The following is a 15,219-nucleotide window of genomic DNA, read 5'->3' on the forward strand; positions in this document are numbered from 1 at the left end:
GGCGTAATGGAGAAAGGGGGATGTTTTTTGTTGTCTACCCTGGTCCTTTCAGAGCTAATTATAAAGAAGGTTTAATGAAATTTAATGTTTGCGGACGAAACAAAATTTACTACCCCGATCAGGATAAAGAAGAGAAATGAGGCAGGACGCCTTGCATGGCCGTGAAATAGTGCAAGAGCACGAGGAATTTTGTAAATCGTAAAGGAACGAGTATTAAAAGCCCGAAGAATAGCTCTTCGGGCTTTGGAGTATTTAGCCTTTACGGGCGCCTGTAACTGCGGTACATGGCCCCAGGAGATATTCTTGTATCCGTTCGTGCAGCAACAAGTAAATTCAAGCGCCCATTTGATAATCTAAGCTACAGTCACGATGATCGGCTGACCCTTTGTAATAATGATGGTGTGCTCTTGTTGTGCCGCAAAGCTGCGATCCGGTAAACATAAAGTCCACCCATCCGGCTGCTCAACCACATAATCCGCCCCTGTTGATAAAAAGGGCTCAATCGTTATGACCATTCCCTCTTTCAACACGCGTTTATCGTGCCTGTCATAATAAGGGAGAATTTCATTTGGAGATTCGTGCAGAGACCTCCCAACACCGTGACTGCACAAGTTTTGAATGACCTGATAGCCGCCTTTTTTCGCTTCGGTTTGAATAATCCTGCCGATTTCATTCATTTTTACTCCATGCTTGAGTGAAGAGATGACCTTCATCATCGTTTTGTATGTGTAATCACAGAGACGGGTTAAAGCAGGGTTGTAGGGAGGCATGACAAAAGAGTGACCCGCATCCGCAAAATATCCTCCCAGTTCAGCGGAAACATCGATGTTAATTAAGTCGCCCGGTTGAATTTTTCGATTTCCCGGGATTCCATGAGCGATTTCATGGTTAATGCTGATACACGTGTTGCCGGGAAAGTTATATACGGTTTTGGGTGCAGGCACGGCCCCGTATTTTTTTAAAATCTGTCCTCCAATATCATCCAGTTCCTTGGTCGTCATTCCGACACGTGCGTGACGCTTCATTTCATTGATTGTCAACGCAACAATTTTGCCGATTTCCTTCAGACCATCGATATCTTTCTGCGATTCCACTGTCATAGACAGCCCTCCATTTTAATTCATAGTAACTCACTCGTATTGGAAAGTATTCCAGATTGAAGATGATCCTAGCTAACGGGGCGGTATGGACTTTTACACTGGCATGAACCTTTAACCTGTATCAGCCAAGTTGTCCTTCTTACTAGTATACGAAAAAAATTGATGTGAATCATTGAATGGGGCGATCCGCCCGGTCACAAGCAGCGTACAATCGTGTCTGTGAAAAACTGGAGACGGGGAAGACAACGCCTTTGTTTATCTAGCCTCGGCTACAGACTACGGTAGAACGCAAGAAGTGGTGCAGAAATGGGTTGCTTCGGAGTCCTGTTCACACTGATTTGGTCATAAGACGGACTCACACAACATAATAAAAAATTGAACCAGTCATATCGTCAAGACGTACCTCCTTCAATTCCCCCAATACGGTGGGGGATTATTTTTTTGCTTGTTGAGGCATCATGGTAAAAGGAGGGAGCTGCCCATGTGCGGACGGTTTACGCTAGTCACAGACCCGGAAAAGCTGATGCGTCGATTCCACCTGCAGGAGATCCCGTTTGATCTAAAGCCGAGGTACAACATCGCCCCCGGTCAGCAGATCCCGGCCATTCTTGCCGACGGCGGGCGACGCAGAATTGGCCAATTGCGTTGGGGGCTGGTTCCATCTTGGGCCCAGGACGATAAAATCGGCTACAAGATGATCAATGCGCGCGCCGAAACGCTGCAGGAGAAGCCGGCTTTTCGGAGGCTGTTTGAGCGCAAGCGCTGTATGATCCCTGCGGACGGCTTTTTCGAGTGGAAGCAGATGGACGGGAGAAAACAGCCGATGCGCATTACCATGCGGAGCGGAGAACCGTTTGCCTTTGCTGGTCTGTTTGACACGTGGACAGCGCCTGACGGCCAGAAACTTCACACCTGCACGATCATTACCACCCGGCCCAATGAGGTTGTCGCTGACATCCACGACCGGATGCCGGTCATTTTACGGCCAGAGGATGAAGACCTATGGCTTGATCGGGAGAAATACGATCCCGACTTGCTGCAGTCGCTGCTCGTTCCATTTGACCCCGGACAGATGCGAGCGTATCCAGTATCTGCGATTGTTGGAAGCCCGAAAAATGATTTCCCTGCGTGCATTGAGGAGGTTGCTTGGCAGTAGCGGCAACCTCTTGTTTTTTTATCAAAAATTAAATCGCGTACGAGTTTATGCACATCCGGGAGAGGCATAGATGGTAATGCAAAATAGCCTGGAAAGTATCCAGATATTCCATATATTAATCGCAAGAATCATGTTTTTTCTAGCGTGAATATCTAACGCGTCAACCGCGGTATCATTTTCCCGATGAATCGCGGTTTATAGGTTGATATCTTCACGCGTGTCCGTGTGAATAACATCCTTGGAAAAAGAGTACTTGATGGTAACGGATGCAGGTGGTCGCTTGGTATGCACCTCGTAGATGGTAATGTATGGACCGCTGTCTTTAAGAGCTTCTCCAGGATAATGAATATTATTAAGGAAAATATATTCCACACCAAGTCCTCGCCCAAGTCTTGGGGAATGTTTTTGGATGGGCACTTTCCTTGCAGCGGTCTCCGATATGCCTGTTTTTCCGTGCAAACTCCAACTGGTTTTCGATTGAACCTCGCTCGGCCTGATTGTTTGAGCTTAATAAAATGCAAGTTTGTACATATTATATCACCTCAATAACGAACATTTGTTCATGTTCATTTCATAAAAAAGCCCATAAAGGACTATAATGTGTTACTTTTAGTTTGATTAAAGAATTCAACAAATCGATTTGCTACTAGACCAAGAATTAGAAGATCTATTGCTTTTGAAAACAAAATGTGAATAATTTGAATCGAACTTAACAAAAAACTCTTGTTTATCATCTCTTGAAGCCTAATGAAATTTGAATCACCTGAGAAAGGAATAGCAAAGTGAATTGAAAAAGTAAAATAAAAGGTATTGTAGAAAGCTACAGGAGTTGTTGTGTTAAAAGAATCTCTAATCTCTGTGAAATGTGGAATACCTTTTAAATAACCAAATATTTCTCCTAACAATATTGCAAACGAGTATATAAAACAAAAAACTAAATCAGTTATGAAAATGGTTGCTCCAATTATCACAACTGTTGACGCAAAAAAATTTTTAAAACTCTTTCCTTTAATATTGTCAAACTCAATAATTATTTGATTAATAAGATCTATTAAATTTACTATCGCGAAATAAAGAAATGGTAGCAAGCAAATAATTAAGAATACTATGTTCAGAGTCAAGTTTTCCCCAAAAATTAATACACGCAGTTTACCATGTAATAGAAATATAATAGTCGAAAATAGTACAATCATAACTATTTGAAAGAAAATTCGGGGTACAATAGTCAAAGTAGAATTGGTAGCAACTTTATAGAAGTAAACAGTCAAAAAAAATAATGTAACGAATAGCACTACGTATCCCGGAATTAATGGTAAGCAGAAATATAGCAATAGAAATGAAACCATAGTTAATTGATTATAAGCAAGCCTAAAAAACTCATCTCTCAGTACATTAAATACTTTCATTATAAATTTTCAGTCCATTCCATTCTGATTATCTGCTGTTATTGATTTAGGATAAATTAAATTAATAATGAATAGAAGTTTAGTTTTTGCTTTACCTTCTCCAACCTTTCAACACACAATTCTGGTGTCACCTTGAATTGTTCTTATAATACTTAGATCTTCAATAATTAAAATCCTTAGCATATGTAATGGCAAAAAAGCATATCGGGTGAAATTCCTGGAATCCCACTCTGGAAGCTCTCGGAACGCTTATAGCAGCATGATTTGTCGTCCAGCGTGACGGAGGATATGATAAATCTCATATGGTAAAAGCGTTCCCGTTGAACTTTGGCAGGAAGCCTTTTATTGTAATGCTCCTGAATCGTCCGAATTTGTATGACAGTGAGGGGACGTCCTTATACACAAGAAAGATAATTAAGGCTTTCGCAATTCGGGACTCAACTATATCAATGGGCCCGCGAATACCGAGGGATAGGAGAATCGCGAGACACATGATTCCAACGGAGTAGGGGAATACGGTAAGTTACAAGATCCTTCACCTTGACTGCGAATGTGTTCGCGTTAAAATCAAAAGTAGTGCAATTGAACTATTTGTATTATACTATCTAGTGTAAAATTTTGCTAGGTGTTGTCGCTTATTCAGGAAGGAAACTTTAGTAATAATGGGCAGGCTCTTTTTACAATGAAGTTTTTTAGAATTAAACTTCCATGAGAGGTGATTTCTATGGATTTTGGGGCAATTTTGGGAAAGCTTGGTCCGTTGTTTTTTTCCTTTTTGATGCCCAAAATAAAAAACTCAAAGTTAATTAGAGATCTTCAGGCAAAATGGGTCAAAGATAACTATGCCAAGAAAACGACCTTAATGTTCGAAGCAGCACTTGCTGATGCGAAAGCTACTTTTGATTTGCCCGATGAGTTAATTCGGGATCTAATAGAAGACCGAACTAACAGAGAAGAAATGTTTCGTTGGATATTAGAGGGAGTCCCATATGAGAAATTTACTCGTGAACAGCTAAATCTGGAACCATATATGGAGGCATATCCTTCTTATCAGGACTTTATTGTACCTTTTTTCCAAACTATCTTATTGAAACTAGAAGAATACAAAGTTACTCAATGGGAACCTGAATTTTTGCAAATCCTAAATAGAATTAATTATTTTGAGGACGAAATTAAAGAGGGGTTTAAGAATATTGAGCAAAATCAAATAAAGACTATTCAAATTACAGAAGAAAACAATCGTTTACTAAAACAGGCTCTTACCCCTGTGGGGTTCGAGGATTTAAGTAAACTCATAAAACAGGGAAAAACAAATGTTGCCCGTGAAAAAGCCGAAGAGAGGCTAAAAAGAAGCCTTAAGCAAGAAGAATACTTGGAATTGCATTCCATAATCGCAACAAGTTATATAGTGAGCGGTAAAGAGAACGAGGCAATTCCACATTTATATGCCGCTGTTGCAAATTCTAACGACGAAGCACGTAAAAAGAGACTGCTGGCTTTAATACACATTTTCGAAAATCAATTAGATAAAGCCTTATCTAATATTAGAGAAGCGATTGACATTGAAGGTAAAACAACGAAGAATTTAGAGATTCTGATAAACATTTTTCTCCAACAAAAAAAATATGATGAAGCACTTAAAATATTGCTAGAGAACCCAGACTCCGATTTAGATCAAATAAAGGCACACGTTTTGCTGAACACAAAAAAATACGATCAAGTTACCGAACTATCTGATTACTATTTGAATAATGAACCAAACAATATCAATTGGTTATTAATCAAAATTGAATCAAAAATCCTAAAAATGGAAAATGATATTTCAAATAACGTTTTCGTTGATCCTGAAAAAATTTTACTAGAAGTAATGCCAGTGTTGGATCATTTGGAGAAACAAGACATTGATAATATTGGCATTCTGACCAGGATCAAGGAATTGAAATCGGCACTATATTTTAGAAACAAGCGCTTTTCTGAGGCAAAAATATTGTATGAAGAAGTGTATCGTGACAAAGGAAATATCAATAATCTCATTTCTTGTTGTATATTTGACGGTGATTGGGATAGAGCGATTGATTTACTTCAAGAGAAGATATCCGTTGAAACCCCAAATCTTAATGATCTCATTACCTTAAGTCAAGTTTATGTAGAAGCTGGAAGACCAAATGATGCATTAGCTTTATTAGAGGCTAATAAGTCGCTGGTTGAGACAGAACTCAAGATTCCTTTAAAGTACTACTTCACATATATGGATGCCTTATTCCTAAATGTGAATCATAGCGAAATAAAAAATTTGATTGAAGTACTTAACTTGACAACCTCAGACCGTGAGGGAATCTACGCACTAAAAGCCTATTACGCGATGAAACTTCATGATTGGGAAGAAGCAGTAACCAATTGGGAGTCATGTATTGATCAGTTAGATGGACAAGTTGTAATCGAGTGTAAGATACAACTTAGCATTGCTTATTTGAACAGAGGAACAGAAGCCGATTTAAAAAAGCTGAAGGAATTAATTGTGTCGATACCAAACTGGATGCAACATGAAATCCTTGTCAATCGGTATGTACGTGCTCTATTTCAGTTGGGAGAATATAAACAAATTCTTTCCTTAATTGATCAGTTGACAGAAAAATCAGACTTTTTGCTAAATGTAGTTACAACCATTTATTTTAACTTAGGCTGGTATGAAGTTGCAAAAGTAAACTTTTTGAACCTATACCAAAAGACCCAAGAGTTACATTATCTATTAAGATATGCTGATTGTTTGTTTCGATTAGGAAATGCAAATCATTGTTTAGAAGTTTTGGAGTCAGCGGAGAATAGGGTTAAGAAATCGGGATCAATGGAAGATTTTAATTTGTTAAGCATTGCTTTTATGAATGCGTTGAAGTATCAAAAATCTATGGAGTATGCATATCAAACCTACCTTGCGGGAAAAGAAAACCCGAATGCATGGCGTTTCTTTTTCTGGCAAATGGCACATTTAGGTCAGTTTATAGCAGATCCGGAAAAAGAATGGTTAGAGGCTTATAGTGAAGTTGCGACTCAATTTAATAAAAAATTTCCTGATGAAGAACCCTTATTTAAAGAGTTTAAAGCAATCGAGGAAGGAAAAATCTCGAATCAATTTATTGAAGAACTGAAAAAATCTACAGAATCTATATTACATGTAAAAACCGTTTTTGAAAGATATAAATTGCCTTTAAGTTTTTTGATTAATGCATTGAATAAGGGACCTTTTGAGACATGGGGACATGTTATGAATGAACGGGATATGCGTATCTGGATGCTTCAAGGGGATCAAAGAGAATTATTACGAGGGGCAGAAGCTGCCAAACATGCAAAAGAGGTATTGTGCGATGTAACTACATTACTTACGATTCGTCACCTTGGTCTACTGGACAAGTTAAAGGAAAGATACGACCTGTACATTCATCAAGAGCACTTTGATTTAGTTTTTCAAGAATACCTCAATACTAAGTTAATTAGTGACGATGGACTTAAGACCTTGTCATATGAGAATGACAGATTGGTATTGCGTGAATTTTCGTCAGAACTGGTCAAGGAGTCAGTCAAAAATCAGGAAGAATTCATTGAATGGTTAAATGAAAATTGCAAAAAGGTCGGCAATGTGATTGAAAATGATTTTGATAATAAAAATGATAAAATTGCTTTTCTAAATCATCCAATACGAGTGAGCAAAAACCGTTCATTTACCATGCTAGTGGATAGTTTTGTAACAGGTTGTTACGCAAGAGAAAGCCATGGGGTTAATTATTTTACGACGTTTGATGTGCTGGAGGTTTTTATACTTGAAGGGGTAATAGACAATGACAAGTGGAGTGAATGCATTGGAAAACTGGTTATGATGGGATATGCCTTAATCCCAGTCAATGAAAAGGTATTTACTTATTATCTAAAGAAAAATAATTTTAAAATGAATGAACAAGTAATCGCTTTATTTGACTATCTTAAGCAAGAAGAATTCAGTGAAGATTTCCTGATAAATCTTGTAGCAACAATACTTGGCTGGATCTGGATTGAAAGTATCTCTCCAATAACGAGACAACAATTAACCGATTACTTATGCCACGTGTTAACATTTAAAAGAAACAAATTAATCATAATTGAAAAATTAATAGATCAAACTACAACAAAATTTTCTCCATTGGTGGTTCTTCAAAGGCAAAAAATGAAACGGTGTATCGAGCAATGGCTAAAAAGTCAATCCATAATTTAAAAAAATGGAGAGGAGTAATGTTAACATAAAATATCATTAAAGAAAGGTTCTTTATTTGAAATCACGCGGTCTGACAAACCTAGTGAATTGACTAAGGTTGTGTTAAGAGGTTCTCTAGTTCAGTTTAAGGACGTTCGCTTTTGTTGATGGATGGCGGATCATCGGTACGACCGAGAAGGTAATCCACGGATACACCGAAAAAGTCAGCAAAGAACTGATTACCACCCAGAGACCATTAAATCGAGTCAACAAGTTGCCCCTATGTTAAGACATTCGCTCTTATTTTGAATTTGCAGACGCTAACCAGTTTGCCCCTTTCGAAGTGCAGGTTAGGAAAGTAGCGGAAAACAACGACAATGCTCAAGTAATGGCCACTTCCCAAGCAATAGATTATGGTGAAGATAATCAAATACGTGAAGTTTATGGAGGAATTCTCATATTTACATTGCATAAAACTTCATTTACTTCATGGGATATTGTTGAGGTTGATGAAACGGAGAAAATGCAAAAGGAGGATACTTAGTTTTAATCGTTCCGTACACAATGGTATGAACCTGGATGGATTGGACAAGCGTTTTGACAATTTACCGTTTTAGCTCAAACATATGTTCGTCGCTTGTCCCGTAATTCATGGAGCAGTGAACCGATCCAGCTTGCCGAGACCAGTGACCTTTCGCTGATAGGATTCAGGTTCCTTCTTGTTTAGCCACTTGCAAATGGTTTTTCGATCCCTCCCCATTTCCTGCGCGATCCGAGTAATACTCATGCCACGTTTCCTCATCTCGTGAATCATGTAAAACTCCCCATTCTTTACCATAACTTCTCTCTCCTCCAAGGAGAGAGTCAATGAAAATGGGGAATTTTCAACTGATTCTATTGGGGATTTTATCGCTGATCTTCACAGAGGAAGCGACCAGATGGGTCACCAGTGTCAAAGGGTTCGGTCATGGAACGGATCTTCACACCGTGGCCTTCTAAATTCATTACAGCGTTCAAAATGATGCGTGCCTATTGGCCCAATTGGTCAAGCCGATAAATGAGGAGGAGTTCACAAGGGCTATCCGTTTAATTTGCAATTCTTTCACACATCATCGAGGATCTACGAAATGTTCCCCGGAGAACTGACTGGATAAAGGCTTCCGCTTTGTATTCGAACAAAGCCCGGTTACTTACGTTTGACAGATTTGAAAGCCAAACGATTTTAACAAGGTACTAGAAAAGGAGTTTTTTATGGGCCAACAATAGTAATTGTGAAAGGGGTAACAGATAGGCGGGTAGATACTCGTCATAGCTTGAAAGCAGCATAAAGGCAACATGCAATCTTCCTTGTGACCTCGATATATCTGGCGTATTACCGACATGGAATCGTTAGAATAAGAGACGGACATTGCTGAATATACGTTATTTAAGCATTGAAATACAAAATCTTACCATGGTACTATTTTCACAGGAACAAAGCCCTGAGTAGATACGACTTGGTATCTTTATCGGCCTGCTTCCGCTTTCACCCATTAACTTTGTCATACTAACTTAGTTAAGTCGGTGGATCTTTTTTTTGAAATGTAAGAGCTTTTGCGCATACGCCAAGCTATACTCCCACAACCGGCAGCGGGATTAGCTGTTTTGCTCAGCACCGGCCTGGCGTTAAAAGAAACCGAGATCGTTCGCATCTATGGCATGCATTGGAGCATCGAGGCGTTCTTCAAATTTGCCAGATCGTATCTGAAGCTGGTTACGGAGTTTAAAGGCTGTTCCTATTGCATCTCGTGTTTACGCTTCATCTCGTGATGAAGTAGGAAAGTCGTCAACCAAACGATGCACGTTCGTTTGGAGGACTGTTTTCTTATGCTCTGCAATACCTGATAGGCATTTTCTTGGCGTTCAAGGGAATAAAAGGGATCAGTCTGACGTTCTCTGTCAAAACCTTTTTGTTTCGGGAAAACTGCGAAAGTTTAGTAATTAAACAAATAATGTATTGAGGTGTGGGCCATGCAAAATGCAAAGCCAACTATAAAATCATTTAAAATCTTTGGGTTATATGGGAAGAGAAATGTATATTTAGACTTTAATACAAATATCAAAATATATGTTGGAGAAAATGGAATTGGCAAAACTACAATATTAAACATATTTTATTATACACTTTCCCAACAATTTAATAAGTTGAAAGATATAGAGTTTGATTCGATTGAAGTAGTATTTTCCGACTCTGTTAAGGTTTTTATTAAGAGGGAGTGGCTAATGTTTGAAGAAGACGAAGATTTTTCTTCTTTTGTAAAAAGTGCTGTTAAAAGGCTAAAAAATTTCCTTACAACTGAAGAAATAGAAACTCTAATTAATGAAGTGGTTAAGAAACAATCTATGTCTTTACAAAATTTCCTTGACAAATATCGTTCAATATTTAGAGAGCGTAAGATTCCGGTTCATATCGTCTCGAGAGATATTGAATTTATTACTAAAAATTTTGATATTGGTATTTTGGAGATTGTTTTAAATGATTCTCTCCAGGATATCAGAAGGGTATTGTCTGCTCGTCTAAATGGCAAAATACTCTATTTGCCCACTTATCGTAGAATTGAGGAAGATTTAAGTAAATTAGGCTTAATAGTTTCTACAAATAAGGTTGAAAAAATTGTGACAAGAAATGCATTTGGAAAAGAAACTGTGGATTTTGTACGTAAAAACATTACTACTGACACTGAACTTATTCAGTTTGGTATGGATGATGTACAGAACTTAATCAAGAATTTTACCGAAGAAATTAAGGATTCAGCTATTAAAGGGTACTCTGAAGTTACAGGTAAGATGATTTCTCAACTGGTCCAAGAAAACACAATAACAGAAGAAATGAGGGACAGTATTAAAAACATTGAGTCTCTGAATATAGTATTGGATCGTGTCGGTAGTAACTTAAGTGAAGATGATAAAAGGAGAATTAGGCAATTAATCACTAATAATGATATTTTTCAAGATACAAAAGGGAACTATAACTTATTGATATATTTTTTGTATAACTTAATTAACATTTATAATCAGCAAAGAGATAAAGATAACGCGATTAAAACATTTGCTAAAGTATGTAGCGGTTATATGCTTCCGAATAAGTATGTAGCTTACGACGAGAACCTCGTAAAAATCGCTGTTAAAGATCAAAGAAGTGGTGAAGATGTTGAATTAAGCCAACTATCTTCTGGAGAAAAGCAAATTGTCTCACTTTTTTCTAAATTGTACTTAACTGATTGTGATGAGATTTATTTGTTAATTGATGAACCAGAATTGTCCTTATCTATTGAATGGCAACAAAAATTATTGCCAGATGTGGTTAATTCCGGAAAGTGCAAATTACTACTAGCGGTTACTCACTCGCCATTTATTTACACAGATAATTCTTTAGATGAGTATGCAGATAGTATGGAATTATGTATTGAGGAGATTACATATGAGGAATAATACACAGACGACGAGATTAGAGATAATGAGAGAAAAGTTGGAACAGGTACCAATAGGATATCATCGATTCCTAACTAAGTTTCCAAAATATAAAGACAAGCCTATTTGTTTTGTTGAAGGTGAGGACGAAGCATATTACGGTTTGAGGGTCAAAATACAATGTGAGAACCAAGAACCGTATTTTATAAAATGTAATGGAAAAAAGGGAGTTATTCAAACCTATGAATTAATCAATAAAAGTATGAAATTTAAAGACGGTAAGTTGTTTTATTTTGTAGATCGAGATTTTGATGAGTTAATATCAAATCCACTAATATATGAAACCCCTTGTTATTCAATAGAAAATTTTTATACAACCATTGACACATTCATAAAGATATTAAGAAATAGATTTAAAATCACGGAAGATGATGAGGAGTTTGAAATTTGCATAATGTTGTTTAAAGAGAGGCAAAATGATTTTCATAAAAGTATGCTTATGCTAAACTCCTGGATCAAATGCGTAAAGGAACAAACTGAACGTATAGGGACTCAAAAAGGTCCTTCAATCTCTAATCTAGAGTTAAGGGATTTCGTAAAAATTAGTTTAGAGTCTGTCCAACCTCTGTATGATAAAAAGAAAATAGAAGATCGTTTTTCAGGTAAATATATAGTACCGGATGAAGAATTAGAAAAGAAAATGCGAGAGTTACAATCAGTTGATCCTCAAGCCTTTTTCAGAGGCAAGTTTGAGATAGAGTTTTTAAGACGTTTTTTGGAAAAACTTCAAGAGGAACTTGCTCGTCCGCGATTAGGGTATTTTAACAAACCCAGAAGTATTAGTGGAGGGTTCACTGACATTGTTTCAAGTTTTTCTCAATATGCTGAAACACCAAGTTGCTTGGTCGAATATTTAAAAAGAGTATGGTTTGGTTATGTAAATGCTAGTGCATAATTCAATATTTGTATAGATTGTTAGAACTATAACGGTTGAAAGGCTATATTTAATTGGTGATTCCTCTAAATAATCAGTAAATAAATCAATTATAAACTAACCAGGGGGGTAACAAGATATGAGTCTACCTGAAGATATTAGGTATCTTAGAGAAAAAAGATTAGACGAAGAACAGGGAACCAGACAGGATTTTAGGAGTCCATTCCAAAGAGATTATGGAAGATTAATTCATTCTCCTGCCTTTAGAAGGCTTCAAGGAAAATCGCAAGTTTTTGGGGCTGGATCTGGTGATTACTTTAGGACCAGACTAACTCATTCGATCGAGGTGGCACAAATAGCCCGTCAAGTGGCTTATAAGCTTTTAAACGAGTATGAGGCATTACTGAAATGGCCCACTAATGCCGGTTTAACTATTGATCCAGAAGTAGTTGAATGCGCTGCTCTCGCACATGATTTAGGACATCCACCTTATGGGCATAAAGGAGAACAAGTCCTAGATTCACTACTTAAGGAATACGGTCTACACTACGAAGGAAATGCGCAAAATTTTCGTATATTAATGTTCTTAGAAAAAAGAACAGGGAATCGAAATGGATTAAATTTAACAGCAGCAGTTCTCCTGGCCACAAATAAATATCCTTATGAAATTGGCAAAGACGCTCGAAAAAAAGGAATATACAGTACCGAATGGCATCAAATCAAGTCATTGAGAGATGAGTGGGGTATCCCTTCAGAAAAAATAACTCTTGAGGCACAATTAATGGACTTGTGTGATGATATAGCTTATTCTACACATGATATAGAAGATGGTATAAAAGCTGGAAAAATAAATATTACCTCTGATTTATCAAGAGACACAAAACTGATCCAAGGTATTGTTGAAGAGATAAAGAATGAGGCTCAAAAGTATGAATCAGTTTGGCATAATGTTGATATCAAACAATCAGTAGAGCGCATATTGAAAAATTATCAAGATGACTGGAACAGAACATTAGAGGAAAGTGAAAGAGATATTTCTCGTGCACGCAGAGATATGAAAGCAACCTGGGTTCATAAATTTGCAACTAAAGTAGGAATAATAAAAGAAGATGATTGGTATAAGGTAACATTTATTAGTGATAACAAAGAAGATTTAGATTTATTAAGACAAATGATAGTATTAAAAAAATTAGCTTGGGTTACCATGGTTAAAGATTTACGTGTTCAACGTCTCCAAAAAAGAAGTGAGAAAATATTAAAAGACTTATGGTCTGTATTTATGCAAGATTCAAATGCTAAAGATATTATTCCAATTGATTGGTATCAAAGGTATCTGGAAAATCAGAGTATATGGAGATGGCAGAGAGTTGTTGCTGATTATCTAGCAGGTATGACTGATAGTTACGCTGAGAAAATACATGGTGAACTTTTTGGAAGTAAAATTGGATCTATTTACGAAATGGAATAATTAGCATGGAGTCTGTCAACCATTTTGAGTAAACCCATTTAAACAATAGATAAATATAAAAGCTTCATCACCTAATTTATCCATTCGAGGATGAAGCTTTTATAATGCTGATCGACATTTTGTAAACCCTTAATAGGGGAAACTTTCCAAACAATTGCCCCTTAGGGTCATACTAATTCGTGTTTCAACCTTCAACAGCATCTTGTGGTACGCACGGGACGTGTACTGGTAGCCATGATCGCTGTATCAGTCCATTTACATCCTTTTTTCTTTTCAAATGCTTTCCAAAAGGTCTTCAGGACAAGCGTATTGTCGTTGAAAAAAAGTCTTTCTTGCTGATAAGAAAATTTATTGATCTCCTACACGAAACTGGGTAAAATGGGCACCCATTGCTGGTTCGGTTTCTCGACTGTGAAGTCACGTTCTAGGGGGAGATATCTATAATGAAGGCAACGGAGCGGCTGTTTGAATGTGCAGGCCTTCCGGCCTGGAAACGATGGAAGATCGTTTCCTTGCGGACACTCAATAAAAAACAGTTTGAATTCAGGCAGAAATGGAACCAGTTACGGTTCCATTTCTCTTCACGTTTGATAGATACCTAATAAGGACGATCGCCGACAATGGCAACGCGTTCAGCTTTACACGGGTGAGGATAACAATCGGATACCGCGTAATGTTGCGTCGCCCGGTAATCCCAGAAGGCAATAGAATTTGGCTCTCAACGAAAGCGCACCTGGTACTCGGGGACATGCGCTTGACGGAATAGATATTGCAGCAGTTTTTCGCTTTCATCTGGATCAAGCCCGAAGATTCGGGTTGTAAAGGATGGATTCACGAAGAGCCCGGTTTCCGGGTGGGTGCGAACCACAGGATGCTCAACTGCCGTGAATTCCGCCTGTCTGGCAGCCAACTCTTCCTCTGTCATGAGATGACTGAACGCAGGCGTAAAATCGTGCAACGCAGTAAGCCCCTGGATTCGCTCCTTCACGTCCTCGGGCTGATACGTTGACACATCAGTTCCGGATAAAACGTACTTCACATCACCCACCTCCAAAAGAAAAGGCACCGCGTGGGTGCCAAGCGTGCTCCTATTCCTCAGAACTTACATTCAAGATAATAAGGAATTCACCTTTATCTACTTTCACTACTTGATGTACTTCCACTTCTGTATTTCCATCATCCTCGAAAGTTTTTATCATCTCGCGTAAATGATCAGAAAACGGGCCGGTTTTCTTATTGATTTTCAAATCGACAAACAGCTGATGACGCTCATTTTTTTCCTTAATCTAAAAATATTGGAATTTGGTGAGCAAGTAACTTATGTCCGCTGGAGTGCAGTACGTCACTCCAAAATGAGGTGTTTGGTTCCTTCGTACCAGATCAGTGCGGAACTGAATAACAAGAAAAGGCTTAACGAGAGCGTAAAAATGAAAGGAATCGCGATGATGGGGGTACGAATGAAGAAGACAACAAAAGCGAATAC

At 37.8% G+C, this 15,219-nt stretch carries 10 protein-coding genes and 1 pseudogene; 8 read left to right on the plus strand and 3 right to left on the minus strand.

The window, feature by feature from the left end; all coding sequences use genetic code 11:
- Positions 1 to 353: 353 nt before the first annotated feature.
- The gene (gene map, locus KDN35_RS16615) at positions 354 to 1,100 is read right to left on the minus strand and encodes a type I methionyl aminopeptidase (protein WP_212133322.1); all 747 of its coding nucleotides are present in this window, start codon (positions 1,098 to 1,100) and stop codon (positions 354 to 356) included.
- Between the two features lie 481 nt (positions 1,101 to 1,581).
- Between map and KDN35_RS16620 the strand changes: the two genes are divergently transcribed.
- From KDN35_RS16620 to KDN35_RS16630, 3 genes are all read left to right on the plus strand, one after another.
- A complete protein-coding gene (locus KDN35_RS16620; protein ID WP_212133323.1) occupies positions 1,582 to 2,256 on the plus strand; it encodes an SOS response-associated peptidase in 675 nt (224 codons plus the stop codon).
- 2,130 nt (positions 2,257 to 4,386) lie between these two features.
- Positions 4,387 to 7,905 carry a tetratricopeptide repeat protein gene (locus tag KDN35_RS16625; RefSeq protein WP_171564538.1) on the plus strand — a complete coding sequence of 1,173 codons (3,519 nt, stop codon included), beginning with the start codon at positions 4,387 to 4,389 and terminating at the stop codon, positions 7,903 to 7,905.
- 367 nt (positions 7,906 to 8,272) lie between these two features.
- A complete protein-coding gene (locus KDN35_RS16630) occupies positions 8,273 to 8,428 on the plus strand; it encodes a hypothetical protein (protein WP_212133324.1) in 156 nt (51 codons plus the stop codon).
- A gap of 105 nt (positions 8,429 to 8,533) precedes the next feature.
- Here the strand turns inward: KDN35_RS16630 and KDN35_RS16635 are convergent, their stop codons facing one another.
- On the minus strand, positions 8,534 to 8,722 hold the full coding sequence (locus KDN35_RS16635) for a helix-turn-helix domain-containing protein (RefSeq protein WP_349290996.1): 189 nt from the start codon (positions 8,720 to 8,722) through the stop codon (positions 8,534 to 8,536).
- Between the two features lie 29 nt (positions 8,723 to 8,751).
- Between KDN35_RS16635 and KDN35_RS20140 the strand changes: the two genes are divergently transcribed.
- The 4 genes from KDN35_RS20140 (at position 8,752) to KDN35_RS16650 (ending at position 13,736) form a co-directional block, all read left to right on the plus strand.
- On the plus strand, positions 8,752 to 8,883 hold the full coding sequence (locus tag KDN35_RS20140) for a hypothetical protein (RefSeq protein ID WP_256379851.1): 132 nt from the start codon (positions 8,752 to 8,754) through the stop codon (positions 8,881 to 8,883).
- Positions 8,884 to 9,894: 1,011 nt separating this feature from the next.
- Positions 9,895 to 11,355: an AAA family ATPase gene (locus tag KDN35_RS16640; protein ID WP_171564539.1), complete on the plus strand. Its 1,461-nt coding sequence runs from the start codon at positions 9,895 to 9,897 to the stop codon at positions 11,353 to 11,355.
- Between the two features lie 25 nt (positions 11,356 to 11,380).
- On the plus strand, positions 11,381 to 12,289 hold the full coding sequence (locus KDN35_RS16645; protein WP_212133326.1) for a DUF4435 domain-containing protein: 909 nt from the start codon (positions 11,381 to 11,383) through the stop codon (positions 12,287 to 12,289).
- 118 nt (positions 12,290 to 12,407) lie between these two features.
- A complete protein-coding gene (locus KDN35_RS16650) occupies positions 12,408 to 13,736 on the plus strand; it encodes a deoxyguanosinetriphosphate triphosphohydrolase family protein (protein ID WP_171564541.1) in 1,329 nt (442 codons plus the stop codon).
- Between the two features lie 598 nt (positions 13,737 to 14,334).
- Here the strand turns inward: KDN35_RS16650 and KDN35_RS16655 are convergent.
- Positions 14,335 to 14,790, minus strand: a pseudogene (locus KDN35_RS16655) (TauD/TfdA dioxygenase family protein).
- 154 nt (positions 14,791 to 14,944) lie between these two features.
- On the opposite strand from KDN35_RS16655, the gene KDN35_RS16660 reads away from it, so the two are divergent.
- The coding region (locus KDN35_RS16660; protein ID WP_212133327.1) for a hypothetical protein at positions 14,945 to 15,219 on the plus strand (275 nt) is incomplete at its 3' end.

The organism is Brevibacillus sp. NL20B1 (assembly GCF_018195675.1).
Taxonomy (GTDB): domain Bacteria; phylum Bacillota; class Bacilli; order Brevibacillales; family Brevibacillaceae; genus Brevibacillus; species Brevibacillus aydinogluensis.

Excerpts from the sequence above, each read along its gene's own strand:
- map (WP_212133322.1), bottom strand. The coding sequence starts at position 1,100 with ATGACAGTGGAATCGCAGAAAGATATCGATGGTCTGAAGGAAATCGGC.
- KDN35_RS16620 (WP_212133323.1), top strand. The coding sequence starts at position 1,582 with ATGTGCGGACGGTTTACGCTAGTCACAGACCCGGAAAAGCTGATGCGT.
- KDN35_RS16625 (WP_171564538.1), top strand. The coding sequence starts at position 4,387 with ATGGATTTTGGGGCAATTTTGGGAAAGCTTGGTCCGTTGTTTTTTTCC.
- KDN35_RS16630 (WP_212133324.1), top strand. The coding sequence starts at position 8,273 with ATGGCCACTTCCCAAGCAATAGATTATGGTGAAGATAATCAAATACGT.
- KDN35_RS16635 (WP_349290996.1), bottom strand. The coding sequence starts at position 8,722 with ATGGTAAAGAATGGGGAGTTTTACATGATTCACGAGATGAGGAAACGT.
- KDN35_RS20140 (WP_256379851.1), top strand. The coding sequence starts at position 8,752 with ATGAAAATGGGGAATTTTCAACTGATTCTATTGGGGATTTTATCGCTG.
- KDN35_RS16640 (WP_171564539.1), top strand. The coding sequence starts at position 9,895 with ATGCAAAATGCAAAGCCAACTATAAAATCATTTAAAATCTTTGGGTTA.
- KDN35_RS16645 (WP_212133326.1), top strand. The coding sequence starts at position 11,381 with ATGAGAGAAAAGTTGGAACAGGTACCAATAGGATATCATCGATTCCTA.
- KDN35_RS16650 (WP_171564541.1), top strand. The coding sequence starts at position 12,408 with ATGAGTCTACCTGAAGATATTAGGTATCTTAGAGAAAAAAGATTAGAC.